Origin of the sequence: Leptospira brenneri (assembly GCF_002812125.1) — a bacterium.
Lineage (GTDB): Bacteria > Spirochaetota > Leptospiria > Leptospirales > Leptospiraceae > Leptospira_A > Leptospira_A brenneri.
On record NZ_NPDQ01000003.1, the window covers coordinates 38,606 to 59,736 of the forward strand.

Here is a 21,131-nt window from a genome sequence, read left to right on the forward strand (position 1 = left end):
TTACCCCTTTAAAGAACTAATCCTCTTCCTTTCGTTAGAAGGAAGGATTCTTAAGACCTTTCTGTATTTTGCGACAGTACGACGGGCAATTTCAATTCCTTTTTTCTCCATCAGTTCAACGATATCCTGATCAGAAAGAGGATTGTTTTCATCTTCATCCTTTACCAAGTTTCGAATGATTTCATGGATCTTTTTGGAACTTTCTTTCCCTCCCTCGGCAGATTTAACCCCAGAAGAAAAAAACCATTTGAGCTCAAAAAGACCCCAAGTAGTTTGAATGTATTTATTTGTTGTTATGCGAGAAATAGTTGACTCGTGTAAATTTAATTTTTCAGCAACTTCTTTTAAAGTCAATGGTTTGATAAAACCAATTCCTCCTCGAAAAAAATCCACTTGAAAATCGATGATACAACTGACAACACGTTGCAAAGTTTGTCTTCTCTGTTGGATGGAGCGAATGAGCCACTGGGCAGAACTATACTTGGTTTGGAAATATTCCTTTTCTTTGGGCGGAAGTTTTTGGTTTAAAAGTTCGCGGTATTCTTCTTGGATAGAAAGTTTAGGTAACCATTCATCATTGATAAAAATATTAAATTCATTACCGATCTCTTTTACAACAACATCAGCAACTACGTAATCGACCTTTCTGCCTTGGTAGGTTGTGGCAGGATAAGGTTCTAATTTTTTGATCAGCCTTGCTAAACTAAGAATTTCCTCTTCTGTGATTTTTAGATTTTTAGCAATTTTTTTATAATCTACCTTTTCTAAGTCAGACAAAAACTCTCCAATCAGTTGGTGTAGAAGAGTATTCTCGGGAAAAAGAATTTTCCCCTGAATGAGAAGAGTTTCCTGCATATCCTTTGCCCCAATCCCGATGGGATCAAGTTCATTGACTACTTGCAAAACTCGTCTCACTTTTGATTCCTGATAACCCATCTCTTTGGATACGATCGCCAAATCATCGGTTATAAAACCCTTTTCATCAATCATACTGATCAGGACTTCACCAATTTCAAATTCCAATTTAGTTAATTTAATGAGTCGGAGCTGATTTAACAAATGTTCTTCGAGGGTTTCTCCGCGAGTAGAGGATTCAATATATTTTTGATTTCTGTCACTAGCTTCCGTATCATAAGAGCGAGGTCCTTCTAAAGAATAAGAATCCTGCCAATTGACATCAGTACTTTTTTCATGATTTAATTTTTCTAATCGTTTGACTTCATCGATAGAAAACAATTCAGGCATTTTAGTTTTTTCATCAGCCCCAACTTCATCCAGTAATGGATTTTCTAAAAGTTCATTTTGGATTTTATCAGAAAGTTCTAAAGTGGATAAAGACAAAAGTTCGATGGACTGACGTAAGTCCTGGGTCATCACTAATTTTTGCGTTTGGCGTTGTGTAAGTGAAGCCCCGAGTTTCATTTATAGTTTAAAATCCTCACCTAAATAAATTCGTCTTGTTTCAGGATCGTTGATTAAATCATCCGCTGTTCCTGAAATGAGAATTCGACCACTATACATGATATAGGCCCTATCCGTAATTTTTAATGTTTCTCTTACGTTATGGTCAGTAATTAAGATCCCAAGACCTCTTTCCTTTAAAGATTGAATTACGTTTTGAATGTCTTTTACCGCAATCGGATCCACACCAGCAAACGGTTCATCTAATAGAATGAAGTCCGGGTTGGTAACAAGAGCCCTTGCAATTTCACATCGCCTTCTTTCTCCTCCGGACAGAGTGTACCCTTTTTGGTTAGCTACACGCATAATTTGTAACTCCATAAGAAGGGCATCTCTTCTACGGATGATTTCATCCCCAGGAAGGTTCATGGTTTCCAAAATAGCTTCTAAATTTTCGGCAACAGTCAGTTTACGAAAAATACTCGCTTCTTGTGCTAAATAACCGACTCCCATCCGAGCGCGAATATGCATCGGTGCTTTGGTCAGGTCTTCGTTGTCTATGAATACATGTCCCTCATCTGGAGTAACAAATCCAACACTCATATAAAAACTTGTGGTTTTTCCGGCACCATTAGGACCAAGAAGTCCTACAATTTCGCCTTTTCTAATATAAAAACTAACGCCATCAACAACCTTACGTTTGTTATATATTTTTACGAGATTTTCCATCCGAAATGTTTTTACACTTGGATCTATTTCTTTCTGGATAGTTTGAGTTTTACTTTTTTTCGCCATTCGGTATTACCTTAAGCCCATCCGTCAGATAAGCCTTGTCCGATTTAGGAAAGAGAATGATCTTTCCCGCTGAGACTTTTGTGTTGTCCTTGATAAGATTTGGATTTCCTTCTAGGACTAATTCGTCTCTTTTTTCAAAATAAGTTGCATATTCACCTGTCGCTGTCGCCGTTTGTGTTTCCACTTGGACATTACCACGCGCAACCACCTCAAAACGTTCATCAAATCGCTCTAAAAATACTGCGGTAAGTTGACCTTGCTCAGTTAATTCTTTTTTATTCAAAAAAACAATCCGAGGTTCTTCCGTTAAATAAGAATATCCTTTGTCTTTATCATAAGAGAGTAGTCCTCCTTCCATTCGGTAACCATTCTCTTTATCCAAATAACTAACATTTCCGGTTGCCTTGATATCTTTATTATTACGACGACTTTCCAAAAGGTTGGCTTTGAATTCGGAATTCGTCCTATACATAAAGGCGTCCCCGTTCATAGAGGTTAAGGTTTCCTTTCCTTTGTTTTGATGGGTCAGTGTTTTCCCAGTAAACAAAGTCACAACACGTTCCTTTGTTGTAGTATCTTTTTCTTTGTCTTTTTTGTTTTCGTAAGATACCTGATAAATGGTAGCATTCCCATCTAATTGAATGCTTCCTTCTTTTACAAAATAAGAAAGAGTTTGCCCAATCAAAAACCGATTTTCGGAAAACAAAAATGGTTCTCCGCCTAAATCGATCCGATCTTCCTTTTCAGAAAATACTGCGTCTTCCCCAAAAACTTGAAATTCATCGGAAGTCACAACCACCTTCCCCGCTAAATTAGTTTTTGCCTCTTCTAAATAACGAACGATGGATTGGCATTGAATCTTTACGACCTTCCCCTCTTTTTTTTGGATGAGAACGGGATTGTTTTCCAAACTGACAGTCCCCGCCATTTTATCATAAATACCTTTTGAAGCCGTGAGAGTCACTCCATTCTGAAAATCTTCAACGATCACCTGCCCTTTTAAATTTCCAATCAGAGCATCTTCTCCAATGATTTCAATCTCACGAGCACTGAGTTTGATGGTTTTATGCATAATATAAGCACCACCACCCAAGATAAAAACCTTCACAGGAAATCCATTGATCGTACGTTCTTCTTGAGTAAGACTACTTCCACCCCACATAACAGGAATTCTATCTTTCTTATCTTTTGTTTTCTCCACAGAAAAAACGGAGTTTTCTTTTTTCAAAAGATCTTCAGAACCAAATAACACAGGTATCGGTGATGGATTGGCATGAAGACCGAAAAAACTCAAAAAGAAATAAAAAAACAGTTTTTTCATGGTTTATCCTTCAATGGATTACTACCGCCCACGGTCACTGCCTTCGGTTGGATGATGGTAAATTTATTTAAACTCTTATCTGCACGTAGTCCTTTCCCACGGATTGTAGTTCCGTCGGAATAAACGAGAACATCGTCTTCAGATGATAATGTTTTTTCTTCTAAATTGTATGTAAGTGACTCTGATTCGATATACTTACCATCATTCGTTTTTAATTTTACTTTTCCATTCAGAACAACTGTTTTTGTGGAATGGTTGATTTCACCCCGGTCCCCAGTCATTGCAGAAGTTACATTTCCCTTTTCTAATTGTTTAAACTCGAAACCGTAAACGATAGTTTTATTTTCTTTGGGAAAGATATAAGATTCATCCCCTTTCAATTTCCATTCGAGTTCCCCAGATTCCTTATACGAAGAACGGGAAAAGTTTCGCATAGAAACCATAGAACCAGATTCTTTTTCAACCTCAATACGAAGGTATTCTTTATCCTTGCAACTAACAATCGCTAAAAGAAACATAAAGAAAACCAACCTTCGCATCATAAAAGATAGTTTAATCCTCTAAAAATTTGGTTTTTACCAGACGATCTAGTTCCAAAAGTTGTGTGAGTAGATTTTTGACTTTTGCTAGAGGAAATTGTGTCGTTGCATCTGATAATGCCTTTTCAGGATCCGGGTGGACTTCCATAAAAAGCCCTTCGACTCCTACGGAAACTGCACCTCTTACCATATGAGGAATGAATTCACGAAGACCACCTGTGATATTGCCTGCAGCTCCCGGAAGTTGTGCCGAATGTGTTGCATCAAACACAATTGGAATTCCATGTTTGTGCATCATCGGAATCCCTCGAAGGTCAAACACTAAGTTTCCGTATCCGAAACTAGCACCTCGTTCGGTCACCATGTATTTTTCTGATCCGGATTCTTGGATCTTCGTTTTGATATGACGGGTATCATCTGGGGCCATAAACTGACCTTTTTTAACATTCACCCATTTGCCTGTTTCCGCTGCTTTGGCAATTAAGTCTGTTTGACGACTGAGGAAAGCTGGAATTTGAAAGATATCCACAGTTTCTTTTAAAGGTTCCACTTGAATGGTTTCATGAATATCCGTAAGGACAGGAACATTGTATTTGTTTTTGATGAAATCAAGAAGTTTCCTTCCTTCTTCCAAACCAGGCCCACGATAAGAATTGATCGAAGAACGGTTTGCTTTATCAAAAGAAGATTTAAAAATATAAACAATTCCCAGATCATCACAAATGGCTTTCATCTCTCCACAAACTCGGTCGAGTAATTCCTTATTTTCCATCACACAAGGTCCGGAAATAAGAAAGAAGGGATTACGACCTCCGATCTTTTTACCAAAAAAATCTCTTTCTTCAATTAAATCGTACATCTTAATCCTCCGTTTTTTTAGCTAACTTGGATGCTGCCCGAATGAATCCAGCAAAGAGTGGATGTGGGTCAGTCGGTTTAGATTGGAATTCTGGGTGGAATTGAACTCCAACAAACCATGGATGATTGGTTACTTCCACAATCTCCGCTAAACTTCCATCAGGCGAAAATCCAGCAAGGTTCATTCCTTTTTTTTCAAACTCGTCTTTATAACGTAGAGTGAACTCAAATCTATGTCTATGTCTTTCAGAAATTCGTTCTGCTTTGTATTCGGAATAAGCAAGACTTCCTTTTTTAACAATACAAGGGTAAGCACCGAGTCGCATGGTTCCTCCCATACGTTCGATTTCCTTTTGTTCTTCAATCATGGAAATGACAGGATAATTTACATTGGGTTTGAATTCTGTTGAGTTAGCATCTTTAAATCCAAGAACGTTTCTTGCAAATTCAATCACCGCACATTGCATTCCAAGACAGATCCCAAAAAATGGAATTTGTTTGGTTCTTGCATATTGAATCGCAGCAATTTTCCCTTCAATCCCACGTTCTCCAAATCCACCTGGAACCAAAATTCCATGAACACCTTTCAAATGTTCTTTTACATTTTTTGTATCAATGTCTTCTGGATTGATTTTGATCACATTCACTTCTACATCGTTGGCAATTCCACCATGGGCTAATGATTCATAAACAGAACGATAAGCATCCTGTAAAGAGATGTACTTTCCAATCAATGCAACCTTAACGGTCTTTTTTGTATTACGGATTCGTTTAACCATATTTTCCCACTGGGAAAAATTAAGTTTACGAAGGTCCATACCAAGAGCATTCAAAACTACTTCATCTAATTTATCTTCTCGATACATGAGAGGAATTTCATAGATTGAAGTATCAATGTCGACAGCCGAAATTACATTTTGTTCTTTTACGTTACAGAAGAGAGAAATTTTATTTTTCATCTCTTTCGACATTGGTTTATTGATACGACAAATTAAAATATCTGGTTGGATACCGAGTGCAAGAAGTTCCTTCACCGAGTGTTGAGTGGGTTTTGTTTTTGCTTCTCCAGCGGCTGTAATCGTTGGGACAAGAGTTAGATGCAAAAATAGAACTTGGTTACTACCATGTTCATAACGCATTTGCCGGATCGCTTCTAAAAAGGGAACCGACTCAATATCACCTACGGTTCCACCAATTTCAACAATAACAAAATCAGTTTCTTGATCTCGAGTTAAGTTATAAATTCGGTTTCGAATTTCATTGGTGATATGTGGTACAACCTGTACGGTTCTTCCTAAATAATCACCTTTCCTTTCTCTTTCAATGACCGCGTGATAAATCTGGCCGGTGGAAACAGAATTTTTTCTGGAAAATTTAGATTTTGTAAACCTTTCGTAATATCCTAAATCTAAATCTGTTTCCGCTCCATCTTCGGTCACATAAACTTCCCCGTGTTGGTACGGACTCATCGTACCTGGGTCTATATTGATATAGGGATCCATTTTTTGTAATGAGACGGTATACCCTCTGGCTTCTAACAAACAGCCGAGAGCCGCAACAGTGACCCCTTTTCCTAAGGAAGAGGATACACCACCGGTAATGAAAATATATCTGGTCTTGGACAAAATGGACCTCAAAAAAGAATGTTTTTTACAGAGTGGCGAGATTTGGGTCCAAAATCAATACGTTTAGGAAGGGGATTTGGCTTTTTCTAAAATCTTAGTTGTGGATTTTCCTTGTACAAAGGGTAAAATTTGAATATCCGCTCCCATCTCTTTTAAAATTTGGTATTCCGGCAGGGTTTCGACTTGGTAATCCCCACCTTTGGAATGGACAGAGGGTTTTACTTTTTTAAGAATTTCTAATGGTGTATCTTCCCCAAAGGAAGATACAAAATCGACAGAGGAAAGAGCTGCGAGGACGAGCATCCTGTCTTCGCAAGAATTGATTGGTCGGGATTCCCCTTTCAGTCGCCTAACACTTGCATCCGAGTTCACACCAATCCATAACAAATCACCAAGATCCCTGGCTTGCGCTAAGTAACTGACATGTCCTGGGTGCAAAATATCAAAACAACCATTGGTAAATACGATTCTTTTTCCTTCCAAAGACTTTCTTTTGGCTTCGATCCCATCAAAAGGGATGATTTTTGAATTTAGATTTTCGTAAAAACTCATAAACTATTCCTCTAAATAACCAAGTGTCTGAAGTGCTTCTTCAATTTCTGTTTGTGTGACAGTTGCAGCACCTAACTTACCAACGACGATCCCTGCACTGACATTAGAAATGAGAGCTGCATCCGCTATGGGCATTCCCGTGGCAACAAAGGCTGTGTAAGTAGTGATGACTGTATCACCAGCTCCGGTCACATCAAATACTTCCTTGGCAACCGTTGGGATATGGTAAAAGGAATCTTTTTTCCTTTCATAGATTGACATTCCTTTTTCCCCACGGGTGATCATCATAGCATCTGGTGTGAGTTTTTCTGAGATTTCCCTGCAAGCAGCCTCAATTTCGGAGTCAGTGTTTAGTTTTCGTCCCAAGGCTTTTCCCGCTTCGTGGTGGTTGGGAGTCATGATATGGATATTTTGGTATAAGAAAAAATGGCTCACTTGTGGATCTACGGTCACAATTTTATTTTCGCGGTTACAAATTGCGATGACTGATTGGATGAGAGAAGGTGTGAGATACCCCTTATCATAATCTGAGAGAATTACAGCAGAACATTCTTTTAACTTGGTTTCGAATTGTTTGAGGACAGAGTTCTCGTCTTCTTTCGTTAGAGGAACTACTTCCTCTCTGTCCACCCGACAAATCTGTTGGTGAGTGGCAATGATCCTTGTTTTTAGAATGGTGGGAAGGGTTTTGGATTTCAATAGGACTAAATCTTTTTCTGCCACTAAATTGGATCGTAAAAGCCCTTCCAAAGAGTCACCGGCTTTGTCCAAACCAATCCTTCCAAAAACAACTCCCGCGACCCCAATCGAGGATAAATTTTGAACCACATTACCTGATCCACCTAAGGATTGTTTTTCGTTTCGAACCCATACCACAGGAACGGGTGCTTCGGGGGAAATCCTTTCTACCGAACCAATCAAATACTCGTCCAAAATCAAATCTCCAATCACAAGCACTTTGATTTTGTCTAAATCCTGGAAAGATTTACGGAGTGAAGTTTTCTTTATTTTCAACAAAGCCAGATCCTTGAATTGGTTTACAACTAAACAGAGAATCTAAAACCTTTCTCTGTGTCAACCTTCCCCTTACCTCTCTTTCCCCTCCCAGATGTATTTCTGTTCCCGGGAATGTTTTTGCCTCTGCATATCTTTGAACCCAGGTATCGGATGATGCTCGATTTTTGTATGGAAAATGGAGGGGAATTGGGTATGGCCCCGTATCCCAAAAATTGGATTGGAGCTGGTGCTCCACCCATCCCTGAAATTGTAGGGTATGGGCACATCATCCAAAAGGAATCCTTACCAGATGGCAGATCCAATATCATTTTGGAAGGAATTGGAACCGCCGAGATTGTAAGCCTGGATTCAACAGAACCTTTTTATATCGCACAAATTGTAAGAAGGGAACATGAAAGAAATAAAAACGTTTCCGAATCTCTGAAAGAAAAAATTGAAGAGTTACTCGTTCTCACCAAACGGATCTTACTTGCGGAAGGTGCAGAAGAGGACTTAATCCTAAAAATGAATCAAATTTTGGTTCATCCCTTTCCTGTGGATTTTATTGCATCCCTGATCTACTTTGATTTCAAAACCAAACAAACCATTTTGGAAACCACTCATTTAGAAACCAAAGCTGACCTACTAAAAACGATCCTTCTTGGTCTTAATTTGAGTGAGTAGATGTTTTCGTTTTTAATTCAGCCACCAAAAATAAAAACTCAGGGAGATCCGTCGGATTTTCACGAAAAAACACTCTCGGATTAGATTCTTTTGCATTTAAGTACAAATAACTAGAGTTTTCTTTTCGAATGTAAGCTCTTTCTAAATAATGATTGGTTTGCGAATAATATAAAAAATCTTTCATTAGATCACTAATCGCAACATCACCTTCACTTTGTTTGTTTGTTGCAGAGAAAAAAACAGATGTTGTTTCTTTGTTTTGTCTCTCCCAATGAAATTCATTCGTCCAGTGACCTTTCCCACCAAACGCAAGTTCCGGAACCATTGGATCGGATACCAAATTTGGGATAAATTCTTGTGATTCCCAAGGGATCCGGTTGCCTAAAAAATTCACTTTGGCAAGGTATGTTTTCCAATGTTTGGAGAATCCTCGCACTTGGAGTTTCGGTAGAGACAAACTCTCCCGTAAAAAACCCCTTAAGGTCAAAAAACCTAAAAAACCCAAATCCACCTGCGAAACCGATTGAAAATCCCAAATCTCTTCCTGTTTTTGCGGGGATAAAAACAAAGAATCCATGGCATAAAAGTCTTGGTGTTGGTAGGGGTAAAAAACGCCTGAAGAAGAAGAAACTAAAGATCCGTCCGATCGATTCACAGTTAGAATATCGACGGGAGGAGAAAAACAGAAGAGTAAAAACCGCCTGAGAACCAGGCGGTAATCAAATTAAATTCCCTTAGTCTCCAGCATACAAAGAAGTGATTTTATCTTTGTATTTTTCTGTGATCAAGTGGCGTTTCATTTTAAATAGGTTTGTCAATTCATCACCCACCTCAAAAGGTTTGGTGATGAGAATGAACGGAGTCACCTGTTCAAAAGATTTAAATCCTGTTTTGGTATTGTTGAGGGCTTTGATTTCCTTTTTGTAGAAATCGAGAACCTTCGTATTTTCGATGAGTTTTTGTTTGTCTGTCTCAGAAATACCGTTTTCCTTTGCCCACTCAGTCAGTTTATCAAAATCAGGAACTACAAGAGCACCTAAGTTCTTTTGGTCTTGTCCAATGACCATGACTTGTGCAATGAAAGGAGATTCTGTGAGTTTGTCCTCAATAGGAACCGGCTCAACGTTTTCTCCACCAAGTAAAACTACCGTATCTTTTGCACGACCTGTGATGGTGAGGGTCTTTTTGAAATTAAACATTCCAATATCCCCTGTATCCATCCAACCGTCTTTCAAAACTTTTGCAGTCGTTTCTGGGTTTTTGTAATAACCTTTCATGACTTGTGGTCCACGGATGTGAATGACCCCACGCGCTCCATATTTTCCAGAAATGAGTTTTTGGTTGGCATCAATATGAGTGAGAACCTTTCCTAAATCATCACGAATTTGTACGGAAGTCTCAGGAGTGATCACTCCCACAGAACCTTGGACTAACTTTTTAAAAGTTCTTACAGAAATGACCGGAGAAGTTTCCGTCATTCCATACCCTTCCAAAACGTTGATTCCAATATCGTTGAAGAAAGCGTCCACATGTCTTTGAAGGGCACCACCACCAGAAACAGAAGCCTTGAGTTCTCCACCAGTAGCCTCTCTGATTTTAGAAAGCACGACCAGATCCAAAAGGAAATAAGGCACTGCTAAAACAATGGCAACTGTTAGATAGTAGATTCCCTTGAAAAGAGAAACGATTGGATTTCTTCCAACGTAATCCACTTGGTTTCCTTTTAAAAACCTTGTGGCTGCGTTAAAATGTTTGGAGAAAAAATAAGCCAAGTTGAACAACCCGCGACGAATCGCAGGAGTTTGTTTTGGATCATTGATTCTTGTATAAATTCCGTTATAGATACTTTCCCAAAGTCTAGGAGCAGATGCCATAAAGGTTGGTTTTGCCTTTTTCATGTCATCACGAAGGTCTCGAACATTGGTATAGTAAGTAGCACAACCAGCTGCAATCGCTAAGTATTCAAATACTCTTTCAAATACGTGCCAAACAGGAAGGATAGACAACATTCTTTCATCTTGTTTAATTTCAATCATACTTCCTAGAATGGAAGATGTTTGGTGGATCATGTTGCTATGTTTCAACATAACCCCTTTTGGCATTCCTGTAGTTCCAGAAGTATAGATGATTGTGAAAAGGTCATCAGGAGCAATGGCTTTCATTCGCTCTTCTGCTTTTTTGGAACCTTTTGCACGAAGTTCCTTACCTTTCTCAATTAAATCATAAAGTTTTAAAACACCCGTTGCAGTGGATTTGTTATCCATAACAATCAGCGTTTTTGCAAATTCCAATTGTGAACGGTTTTTTTGAAATTTCTCGAGCATCTTATCATTCTCAAGAAACACAACTTTCGCTTCACAATGGTTTAGAATATAAGCAATTTCTGAATCGGTAATGTCTGTCCCTCTTGGAACATCACAAGCACCGGACATAAGAATTCCATAATCCGAAACGATCCACTCTAAGCGGTTATCTGCAAGCAAGGCAACATTTTCTTTGGCAGAAACACCCAAATCAATGAGAGCTTCCGCTAAGTTGATACCAAGATCATATACTTCTTTAAAAGTGACGGGTTTATAGGACTTAGATTCATCCTTACTAACGAACGCGGGGCGGTTCCCAAATTTTTCAGCAGTCTGCTGGAAGAGTTCGGGCAAATTGGCTGGCATTATACTGACTCCTTTCTCAAAAGAAAACGTAAAAAGGTATCTTTAAGGGACTTTTTTAACGAACATGAGTCAAGACATTTTCAATCTTGTCATTGAATTCAAGGGAAAATCAAAATGTTGTTTCGCATTGCACAATTATGGCAGATCCGACGCTGCCCAAACATGGGAACGAATCACAAGCCCAGAAAGGTCGGATTCAATAATTCCATACTGTCGATATACTATTTTGCCGGATCTATCAAAGACAAGTAGACAGGGAATCCCTTCTACATGATAAAAATCTGTCATTTTCCAGTCTTTATCCAGTAAGGTGGGATAGTTCATTTTCAATCGCTGCATATCTTTTTGGATCTTTTCTAAGGGTTCTGAAGTGTCAGTGTTGATCCCTCTGAAGATAAAATCTTTTTCTGAAACAGAGGCCTTCCATTGATTGATTGTGGGAACTGCCTTGGCACAAGGTTCACACCAAGTAGCCCAAAAATCCAAAACCACAACTTTCCCCTTAAAATCCTCTAATCTTTCATTCTTACCTTGCAAATCGGGGAGTGGCTCTGGATAAAAATCACTCGGTTCCCCTTGGGGTTTACAAAAAAAGAGAGAAAGAAGAAAGATAAGATAAAAACTGGATTTAGACTGTAACAAAGTTTGGACCATCATTTTTGAATTCATTGATTTATAATTACTTCTCCAACTTAGACGAATGGAATGATTACGTAAAGGGAAACTGGACCGGAAAAGGAATTTCTATGATCCCTTCCACTGTCCAACCTTATGAAACTGGGGATGAAACAACCGTTATCTGGAAAGCAGGCGCAAAAGAGATCAAATCTGTCTTCAAACGAAGTAAGGTCGAATTTTCTCTCATTTGGGTATTAGATTCAGAAGTTCTTTGCGACCGGATCAAACTAAAAGCAAAAGACGAAGATTGGGAATGTGAAATCCAAGCCATGACAAAAGATCGGTTTCACCTACATGTCCTACCGAAATCAGAGAATTCCAAAATTCTATATTCGGGGGTTGTCACAAAAAAAACTGGGTTATTCTCCTTCCTGTAAAACTTTTCGAAAAACCTCTTCTGTGATTTTTGCCGCATTCTCCCAAGTGAACTCAGAAATCGATACATTCGAAGGTTTGGGATTTTCGTAAAACTTTTTAATCCTTTCTGCCCAGGCTTTGGCATCATCCTTCGATTGGTAAGGAAGATATGTCACGCCGTCTTTTCCTATTTCACGAAAAGTAGGGATATCAGAAACAATACAATTCAAACCATGAAAGATCGCTTCCACCATTGGAATTCCGAACCCCTCGTATTTACTCGCAAAAGTAAATAGTCCGGCTCTTTTATATAAATGTTGTAATTCAGAATCAGAAACAGAATCCAAAATATGAATGTCTTTGTATAAACTTCGTTCTTGTAATAACTCTTCGATAAATTCAGGAGATTCCCAACCAATTTTTCCAACGATCACCCAAGGCCTATAATGGTGAGGATCAACTTTACGATATTCGCGAAAGACTTCGAGTAAAAATGGATAGTTTTTTCTGGGTTCAATGGTGGATACAGATAACAAATAATCTGTTCCTAAATCCTTAATGCGTAGAGTCGGTTCCGTTTCCAAAAGTTTTGTCATCTCTTGGATATTCACACCAGGGTAAGAAACCCCTGTTTGTTCCACAGGATAACCAAACTTACGACACATATCATCACTGGTTTGTTTTGATATAGACAGAATAAATCTGGACCTTCTTACGGAATAACTTTGAAACAATCTTTGTTGTATTTTGGCGATCCAACGCATGGTTTCTGGATATAAATACAAAACCAAATCGCAATAGGTAAGCACTGCAACAAGAGATCTTGGTAAAAAGGGAGGTAAAACTTGTTGAGAACCCCAAAACAAATCCAAACGATTTTTTAACAAATACAAGGGAATGAATAGATTATAATACAAACCACCTTTCCATTTCAAAACCCCACCACCACTAACCCACGTTACGTTAGAAAGATCCAAAACAGCTTTATGGTCAGGATGGATGGGTAAATGAGAAAATAGAAAGAATTCGTATTCTTCTTTATGAGGAAAGGCTTTTAAAGTTTCTGCAATGAGCCTTCCCACACCGGAAATACGAGTGGATAAAGGTCTGGCATCAAGGCCAATTCGTTTGGTATTTTTTACCATCGTTCCTTTACCTTAAGTGACAATTGGTGAAAATCAATTTTGGATTCCAAATACTGAACCGCTGCTTTTTTACCTGCCACAAGACCAAAAGAAAGCGTTTGGGCTTGGTTGAACTTGTACCCCTTGTCCTTTAAAGGAAAACTAGTAAAGTTCTCTTCATCTAAAAGAGCAATCCCACCACAAATGTCCCATTCGTTTTTGGGTTTTAGAGAAACGATTAAATCAATAAAGCCTGCAGACAACAAACCTAACTTGTAAGCAATACTTCCCATAGAGCGAATTTCAAAGTCCTCTTGCCAGAAAACATCAGAAAACAAACCTTCTTTCATTTCCGATAAAGAAACAAGTAAAACAGGTTTACTAGCGACAGGTTTTGATTCTTCTAAGGGATGGAGCACGGAACCACTTTCCACAACTAAGATTCTAAAGTTTTCTTCTGTAGCAAAGGGAGGATGTAATTTAGCAAAAAAAGTGTTTCTGTTTTTAGAAAAAAATTCACCAGTAGCGGGATTAAAAATCACCCCCCAGATGGCTTCCCCGTTGCGAACAAGACCAAGACTGAGTGCGAACTGATCATTTTTTTTGACAAATTCACGAGTGCCATCAATAGGGTCTAAAATCCAAACCCATTCCTTGCTCAAACGACTGTTAGTATCCAATTTTTCTTCCGATAAAAACCCATGATTAGGAAAATAATTCGAAATTTTTTCAAAAAGAAACTCGCTCGCAAAAAGATCGGCTTCTGTAACGGGATCGTTTCCACCCTTATCTCGGATTTTGAAATCCGATTTATAAATAGAAAGAATCGAATCACCAACAGATAATACCCAGCGCCAAACTTCCCTGAAATCGTGTTCTTCCATTTCCGTCCTTACCGGAGATTTAATTCTTTTTTTCTTCTTTATGAGCGCCGGAACTAAGGTCCAAACCATCAGGTTTTTCTAAAACGATTTCTTCTGAAGGAGAGGTAACATAAGTTTCTGGATCTACAGGAAATTGGTATTGAAAATAATAATTCTTATATTTAACAAAAAAAGTATTAGTACCTTCTGGACGTTCTGTTTGTAAGTCCTGAAATTTTAATTCCTTTAAATCCTTTTTAGGATTGGATAGTTTTTTGGAGAGTGTACTTCTGACTGAGCTCACCATATTGGTTTCGAAATTTTTCTTTTTCTGTTCTTCTGTCAGTTTCGGATTTCGAAGGTAATCCTCTAACTTTGTAAACTCTTCCGCCAAACCTGAGTTTTGTTGTGAATATACAAAAGTCACAGGAAATAATACAACAATACAAAAAATCCAAACTCGTTTCATTGTTAACCCTCTTCTTGTTTATGAAATTATCTCTAATGGTGTGTATGCCAATAAGAATTTTTTATCTAAATGGGAACCGAATCTGACTTCTACTTTGCGATTGTCTCCTGATCCAGAAACAGTCAAAATTCGCCCTTCTCCGTAGACTTTATGACGCACTTTCGTTCCCACTTGGTAGTCCCCATCCCCAGTTTTGGCAAGGACCGATTCAAATTTTTCTTCCGACTTTTGGAATCTCTCTGCACGCGGGGCAAACTCAGGCCTACGAACTCCATACCGGTTTTCTGTAAATTCACCTTCTAGGTATTGGTTCGGAAGTTCCTCTAAAAATTGAGAGGGAAGTCTTGCTTCTACATCTCCAAATTTTCTTGTAAACCTTGAAAAACTAATCTCTAAATTTTTTCTAGCCCGAGTGATGGCCACATAAGCAAGCCTTCTTTCTTCTTCCAATCCATCGGCCGAATCAATCGATAAAAAATGGGGAAAGGTTCCCTCTTCCATTCCCGCCATAAAAACATGTTGGAATTCCAAACCTTTGGCATTGTGAACTGTCATTAGGATCACATAGTCCGGTAAATCTTTTGTATTGTCTTCGCTAGTGATGAGAGAGATATTTCCAAGGTATTCTTCGAGTGTGGCTTCAGGATTATTTTCTTCAAATTCTTTCAGTGCATTGACAAATTCATTTAAATTGGAAAGCCGAGAAAAAGAATCTTCTGTTCCTTCATTTTCTAAAAACTCCCGGTAACCCGAATGTTCCAAAACTTCATAAGCAATTTCTGAGGGAGTTTTTTTTCCAAGATCTTCCATTGCAGAATCAAACATCCTGTACAAAGAACTCAACTTTTGTAAGGTTCCCTTTTTGATTTCAGGAACTGCTTTCCCCAAACATTCGAATAAAGAAATACCTTCATTCACTGAATGAGATAACAAACGACTCACCGTTGTATCACCGATCCCACGTGGAGGTGAGTTAATAATCCGAAGGAGTGAGGTAGAGTCCACGGGATTCACAACAACAGAAAGGTAAGCAATTAAATCCTTTACCTCTTTTCTGTCAAAAAATCGAAAACCCCCAAAAATCTTATAAGGAATGGCTCTTTTTCGTAAGGCCTCTTCAAAGTATCGGGACTGGGAATTGGTTCTATAAAAAACAGCAAACTGAGAATACTTTTGTCCTCGTCTCACCCCAGATTGAATTTTTTGAACAATTCCTTCCGCTTCTTCCAGTTCATTTTGATAAGAACTGAGTTTGATTTTATCGCCCATTGGATTTTCAGTGCGAAGGGTTTTATTAGTTCTTTGTTTGTTATTGGAAATTAACGCAGCAGCCGTTTCGATAATGGTTTTTGTGGAACGATAGTTTTCTTCCAACTTAACCACAACGGCTTCAGGATAATCTTTTTTGAAATTTAGAATATTCGAAATATCCGCACCACGCCAAGAATATATAGACTGGTCATCATCGCCCACAACACATAAGTTTTTATGGAATGAAGAAAGTGACTGAACCAAGTGATATTGGATTTTATTTGTATCTTGGTATTCATCTACCATGATGTATTTCCATAACCTTTGGTATTTTTCCAAAATCACAGGGAAATCACGGAACAAAATTACGGTTTTTAAAATTAGGTCTCCAAAATCGAGAGCGTTTCTTAGATCCTTTCTTTTTTCATATTCTAAAAAAACGGAAGCAATTGTCTTTGTATAAGAATCATCTGCCTTTTTTTTGGCATATTCTTCAGCAGTCATAAACGAATCTTTTGCACCGGAAAACGTATTAGCAAGGCTTGAAGGACGAAACTCTTTTGTATCCATATCCTTGGATTTTAGAATTTCTTTAATGAGGGATTCTTGCATATCGCTGTCATAAACAGTGAAATTATTTCCAAGTCCTAAGGCTTTACCTTCTCTCCGAAGTAAATACAAACAAAGTGAGTGAAAGGTTCTCACCAAAGGTTCCCCACTCCCCTCAGGTAATAAACTGCGACAACGAGTGCGCATTTCTTCTGCGGCTTTGTTCGTAAAGGTAACAGCTAGAATTTGGTTCGGATAAACCTTATGATTTAAAATTAAGTTGGCAATCCGGTAGGTGATCACTCGGGTTTTTCCAGAACCCGCGCCAGCTAAAATCAGTAGAGGACCTTCTACTGACTCAACTGCTTTTTTTTGTTCGGAATTGAGTCCAACTAACTCCACTTAGAATCGCATATCTCCAATACCAAAAACAAACTGAAAACTGTTGTTATCGGGATAGAGTCCGAAAGGTCTGTCTTCCACTCCCGTATAACGGATCCTTTGTGCAAAATACAAACGAAGCGGTAATACTGGAATTTGAATTCTGAGACCAAAACCCCAAGAGAAGCGAAAGTTCGACATAGATAAGTTCTTACTAGATAAAACCAAATTCCCTGGATCGTTCACAACTAAAGGAGATTCCGGTAATTTTTGCCCATAGGAATTATAGTTCTCATAGAGATAAGTCTCAACAGGTTCTGAATAACGTTGCGCTCGAACTAAATTATCGTAATTTTTAAAGAACTCTTTTCTTTCCCCAACAGCGCGGTTGATTTGTTCATACATAGCACCGGCATCAAAGAAAATCACAAACCATAATAAGGAAGGTTCAATAGGAAATCTTAACTCAGATGTAAATAAAACCCGGCTTGAGGCCCCATCTTTCCATTCATCAGGATAGTATTTATCATCAAAGAACCATCCACGAAGAGATTCATATCCCCCGAGAAAAAGCCTATCTTGTACTTGAATATAAGGAATTCGTTCCTTATCTTGATTTTTATATTTTGGTGTTCTTTCAAAGGTAAAGACCGATGAAGTTCTGAACTGTTGCACCACACGCCAGCGCCTAAGTGCGTTTTTACGAATGAGTCCAAAGAAAGTATAATCAAACCAAGTATGGTAATATTCCAAAATCGGGCTGAATTGGTCGAAATGACTCTCTCCACCAAGGAACTGGCCCACATTGTCCACAGAGAAAATTAAATTAAAACCTTGGGTCGAATTGAATACGTTATCCCGGCTATCATAAGCAATACCATTTGTTAGCTGAGAACGAAATTGCCAACCTCGATCCACCTCGGCCAAAACCTGATCAGATACAAGTGATGTTGGTCTCGTTGATGCAAAGAAAGAAGGGGAATAACGATGGAAGTGGGTCCAGTTGATGAGGAACCTATGGCCAAGTCCTGCGCTCACCCCCACCCCAGAACGTTCATACGAAGCAACTTCTTTAATTCCTTGGTTGTTGTTTTCAGTGATGGAAGTAGCACCCACATACAAAGTACGAGAAGAATAAAAAGCGGAAAGTGTGAGCGACCAAGGTTTATCCATAAACCAAGGTTCTGTCCAAGAAATTTGTAAATAACGTCGGATCGGTCCAAACTCCACCCGGCCTGTAATTTGTTGGCCAGATCCGTTTAAGTTATTTTCACCTAACTGAGTAAAAATGGAGAATCCAGTAATGGTTCCGTATCCTCCACCCATGGAAACCGTTCCTGTCGGTTGCTCCACAAGTTCGATAATGAGGTTCATTTTGGTTTCATCAGAACCAGGTCTCATATTAAAGTTAACTTCTTTAAAGTAACCTAAGTTAAAAATACGTTCTCTGGACCTGTTGACCAAAGTTGAGTTAAAAAGATCACCTGGTTTAAAAAGAAGTTCTCTTCGGATCACCCGGTCCTGGGTTTTTTTATTCCCTTTAATGATGATATTCTCAATAAAGGCTAAATTATTTTCACGAATGGTAAAATCGACGTGAATGAATTTTTTTCCTCTAAGTTCCGGTTCTTCTTCATATATCTTTCTTAACTTAGCAACATTAAGGCGATTGTACTCTTCATTACAATCCGAGACAGCATCAGCACTTCCTCGTTTTTCACAATTTTCATAACGAGACAAAGACCCATCGCTCAGTTCAATCACCTTCCTACGAGGGATAACTTGCGCAAATAAATACCCTTTGGCTGAATAAGCTTCGTTGATGGAAGCCCGATCTTTTTGGAATTTGGATTCATCAAAAACTTGGCCTACGTCTGCAGGTGCAAATTCATATTGGTCTTCCAAAAACTTAGTGGGATAAACAGGGGACCATTCTTCTTTGGGAGTTCCAACGGGGTTATTTTCTTTATTCAAAAATTGCGGCATTCCATTCGGCGCAATCGTTAGATCGTGACTTGTGGAATAACCGTTATAAAAATACTGCTCCCCTTCAATGATCTTAAAGTTAACAATAACAACTCGTTTGTCTTTTTTAAGAGGATTTTCCCAACGAATTTCCCAGTTAGTCCCTTCATTACTAAGCTCCGCATCCACATACCCTCTGGATTTTAAATAACCAGCAATTTTCTGTTTATCAGATTCGAAGGCAGATTCTTTAAATACACCCGATTCAATGATCCCACTTTCTTTGAGATCCATAATCCCTTGGATATCATAAGTATCAATTTCACTATTTCCGAAAATATTAATTTTACTAACGGGAATTTCTTCCCCTTCATCAATAATAAACTTCACCTTTACCGTGTTAGTTTCTGGGTTTACGGGTTCCGTTTCAAAACGAACATAGGCAAGAAAAAAACCTTCATCTCGGTATTTCTTTAAAATAACTTCCTTGGAGAGGGTCACTTTTTTAGGAGTGATGACTTCGTTTTCTTTTAGCGGAATTTTATCGCGTAAGTCGGAAGGGAAAACCTCATCGGCACCAATAAAATCAATGTCTTTGATCCGCGGTCGTTCTTTGATCACAACAAGGATTTTGACACCATCTCCATCAGCTTCCCCTTGGATATCGATATGATAAAAGAACCCTGAAACAAATAAGGCTCTCATATCTGCATTCAAAAGACCTTGCGACAACTGCATTCCAGGTCGCATGTCCATTAATTCTAAAATGTCATCAGAAGAAGTGTTGATATTTCCTTTAAATTCAATTTTGGTAATGACTTTATCAATAAAGACTGACCTGTTCGACCAAAGGGAAACCCACTCTGCCGAAACTAATAGAAGGAGAGATAAAACAAAAAGGCTAAAAAATTTAATTTTTTTTCGTATGTTCAAAAAATCACTTCGATGTGCCTTTTACCATCGCTAGGTTAAACCGGCTAACACCCGCAGCATTGACTGCATCAATTACCTTAACCACAACTTGGTAGGACGCACCACCATCTCCACGAATAATGACTTTATTTTTTTTAGGGTCTCTTTCTTTTTCTGGACCAAGGAAACCATTGATTTTCTCAGTAAGCCCTTCCAAGGGAACGGGATCTGGACTTTGGTCCAAAAATATTTTTCCCTGTTTGTCGACAGTAATGACAAGTTCATCTTTTTGTTTTTCCTTGGCAACACTTGAAGACCGAGGAAGTTCAACTTTCAATGCGGTGTTTTTTTCCAAGGTCGCATTCATTAAAAAATAAATTACGATAAAGGAAATAACATCAATTAAAGGCGCAAGCTCGATGTTATTAAATGATTTTTGCGTTTTGCGAAATTTCATTTAATTCTATCGTTTATTAAGATGAGGTAATACCAAATCTGTTACGTTTTCCATTTCTGTAATTTTTTCCTCTTTCATTCGAGAAAAAAGATTATAAAAAATGTAAGCCGGAATCGCAATTCCAAGTCCCATAGCCGTAGTGATCAAAGCCTCAGAAATCCCCACCTCTGCACCTTGTGTTCCAGCACCTTCAGCAAAAGACCGAACAATTCCGATGACCGTTCCAAGGACCCCGAGTAACGGAGCAATGGTGGCAATGGTTCCAAGACCAGTCAGATATCTTTCCATCAAATAAACTTGTCGAAAGCCTTCTTGTCTGATGTCTTCCTCCCAGAACTGACTTCCTCTACGTTTTAGGTCAAATGCCATACGAAGGAGGACTGCTGCAGGAGATTGCACTTCCGCTGTGAGCACATCTTTCGCTTCATCCCATTTTTGTTCACGAGCAAGTTCTCTTACCCGACGAAAATGGTCTTGAGGAATGGATTTCAGTTTCCAAAAGTAAACAAGCCGTTCCACGATGATGGTAAAACCAACGATAGAAACAAATATGATTAAAATGGGAATGGTTTGTGGTGGAACCGAGGATATGATTGAATCTGATTTAGCGAAAGGAAAAGACATGAATGGGACCCCATTGAAGGATTACGAATAGAGTTTTCAGTCTTCCCTTTTTCGCCAAATA

Annotated in this window: 20 protein-coding genes; 2 read left to right on the forward strand and 18 right to left on the reverse strand. The window is 38.6% G+C overall.

From position 1 onward, the window contains the following. From rpoN to rfaE1, 8 genes are all read right to left on the reverse strand, one after another. A complete protein-coding gene (gene rpoN, locus CH361_RS06805) occupies positions 1-1,422 on the reverse strand; it encodes an RNA polymerase factor sigma-54 (RefSeq protein ID WP_100790096.1) in 1,422 nt (473 codons plus the stop codon). Beyond that, on the reverse strand, positions 1,423-2,130 hold the full coding sequence (lptB, locus tag CH361_RS06810) for an LPS export ABC transporter ATP-binding protein (protein WP_100790495.1): 708 nt from the start codon (positions 2,128-2,130) through the stop codon (positions 1,423-1,425). 49 nt (positions 2,131-2,179) lie between these two features. Further along, positions 2,180-3,517, reverse strand: a complete 1,338-nt coding sequence (locus CH361_RS06815) for an LPS-assembly protein LptD (protein ID WP_100790097.1) — start codon at positions 3,515-3,517, stop codon at positions 2,180-2,182. Next, the gene (gene lptC, locus CH361_RS06820) at positions 3,514-4,059 is read right to left on the reverse strand and encodes an LPS export ABC transporter periplasmic protein LptC (protein ID WP_100790098.1); all 546 of its coding nucleotides are present in this window, start codon (positions 4,057-4,059) and stop codon (positions 3,514-3,516) included. The genes CH361_RS06815 and lptC overlap by 4 nt, the downstream gene beginning before the upstream one ends. A gap of 10 nt (positions 4,060-4,069) precedes the next feature. Beyond that, a complete protein-coding gene (gene kdsA / locus CH361_RS06825; RefSeq protein WP_100790099.1) occupies positions 4,070-4,915 on the reverse strand; it encodes a 3-deoxy-8-phosphooctulonate synthase in 846 nt (281 codons plus the stop codon). 1 nt (position 4,916) lies between these two features. Continuing rightward, complete coding sequence (locus CH361_RS06830; protein ID WP_100790100.1) at positions 4,917-6,539, reverse strand: CTP synthase; 1,623 nt, start codon at positions 6,537-6,539, stop codon at positions 4,917-4,919. Between the two features lie 63 nt (positions 6,540-6,602). Then, positions 6,603-7,091, reverse strand: coding sequence for a D-glycero-beta-D-manno-heptose 1-phosphate adenylyltransferase (gene rfaE2, locus CH361_RS06835; protein WP_100790101.1), 489 nt, complete (start codon positions 7,089-7,091; stop codon positions 6,603-6,605). A gap of 3 nt (positions 7,092-7,094) precedes the next feature. Then, a complete protein-coding gene (gene rfaE1 / locus CH361_RS06840; protein WP_425268672.1) occupies positions 7,095-8,108 on the reverse strand; it encodes a D-glycero-beta-D-manno-heptose-7-phosphate kinase in 1,014 nt (337 codons plus the stop codon). A 111-nt stretch (positions 8,109-8,219) separates the two neighbouring features. Here rfaE1 and CH361_RS06845 point away from each other — a divergent pair, with 111 nt between their 5' ends. Next, positions 8,220-8,771: an LON peptidase substrate-binding domain-containing protein gene (locus tag CH361_RS06845; RefSeq protein WP_244279739.1), complete on the forward strand. Its 552-nt coding sequence runs from the start codon at positions 8,220-8,222 to the stop codon at positions 8,769-8,771. Here CH361_RS06845 and CH361_RS06850 read toward each other — a convergent pair. The 3 genes from CH361_RS06850 to CH361_RS06860 form a co-directional block, all read right to left on the reverse strand. Beyond that, entirely contained in the window at positions 8,755-9,426 is a 672-nt protein-coding gene (locus CH361_RS06850) for an LIC11631 family protein (protein ID WP_100790103.1), read from the reverse strand. The two genes, CH361_RS06845 and CH361_RS06850, sit on opposite strands and share 17 nt — an antisense overlap. Positions 9,427-9,505: 79 nt before the next feature. Then, the gene (locus CH361_RS06855; RefSeq protein ID WP_100790104.1) at positions 9,506-11,440 is read right to left on the reverse strand and encodes an AMP-dependent synthetase/ligase; all 1,935 of its coding nucleotides are present in this window, start codon (positions 11,438-11,440) and stop codon (positions 9,506-9,508) included. 135 nt (positions 11,441-11,575) lie between these two features. After that, positions 11,576-12,109 (reverse strand): TlpA family protein disulfide reductase, encoded by a 534-nt coding sequence (locus CH361_RS06860; protein ID WP_244279677.1) that lies wholly within the window; start codon positions 12,107-12,109, stop codon positions 11,576-11,578. 77 nt (positions 12,110-12,186) lie between these two features. Between CH361_RS06860 and CH361_RS06865 the strand changes: the two genes are divergently transcribed. Beyond that, on the forward strand, positions 12,187-12,495 hold the full coding sequence (locus CH361_RS06865; protein ID WP_100790498.1) for a hypothetical protein: 309 nt from the start codon (positions 12,187-12,189) through the stop codon (positions 12,493-12,495). Here CH361_RS06865 and CH361_RS06870 read toward each other — a convergent pair. Genes CH361_RS06870 through CH361_RS06900 form a run of 7 tightly spaced genes read right to left on the reverse strand, consistent with a single transcriptional unit; the run spans position 12,478 to position 21,070 of the window. Beyond that, entirely contained in the window at positions 12,478-13,620 is a 1,143-nt protein-coding gene (locus tag CH361_RS06870; protein ID WP_100790105.1) for a glycosyltransferase family 4 protein, read from the reverse strand. The two genes, CH361_RS06865 and CH361_RS06870, sit on opposite strands and share 18 nt — an antisense overlap. Then, positions 13,614-14,483 (reverse strand): 3'(2'),5'-bisphosphate nucleotidase CysQ family protein, encoded by an 870-nt coding sequence (locus CH361_RS06875; RefSeq protein WP_100790499.1) that lies wholly within the window; start codon positions 14,481-14,483, stop codon positions 13,614-13,616. Before CH361_RS06875 ends, CH361_RS06870 begins: the two co-directional genes overlap by 7 nt. Positions 14,484-14,502: 19 nt before the next feature. Further along, on the reverse strand, positions 14,503-14,931 hold the full coding sequence (locus CH361_RS06880; protein ID WP_100790106.1) for an LIC11625 family surface-exposed protein: 429 nt from the start codon (positions 14,929-14,931) through the stop codon (positions 14,503-14,505). 18 nt (positions 14,932-14,949) lie between these two features. Then, the gene (locus CH361_RS06885; protein WP_100790107.1) at positions 14,950-17,133 is read right to left on the reverse strand and encodes an ATP-dependent helicase; all 2,184 of its coding nucleotides are present in this window, start codon (positions 17,131-17,133) and stop codon (positions 14,950-14,952) included. Continuing rightward, on the reverse strand, positions 17,134-20,010 hold the full coding sequence (locus CH361_RS06890; protein ID WP_100790108.1) for a BamA/OMP85 family outer membrane protein: 2,877 nt from the start codon (positions 20,008-20,010) through the stop codon (positions 17,134-17,136). A 4-nt stretch (positions 20,011-20,014) separates the two neighbouring features. Beyond that, entirely contained in the window at positions 20,015-20,446 is a 432-nt protein-coding gene (locus CH361_RS06895) for an ExbD/TolR family protein (protein ID WP_100790109.1), read from the reverse strand. A gap of 6 nt (positions 20,447-20,452) precedes the next feature. Beyond that, entirely contained in the window at positions 20,453-21,070 is a 618-nt protein-coding gene (locus CH361_RS06900) for a MotA/TolQ/ExbB proton channel family protein (RefSeq protein WP_100790110.1), read from the reverse strand. Positions 21,071-21,131: the final 61 nt, after the last annotated feature.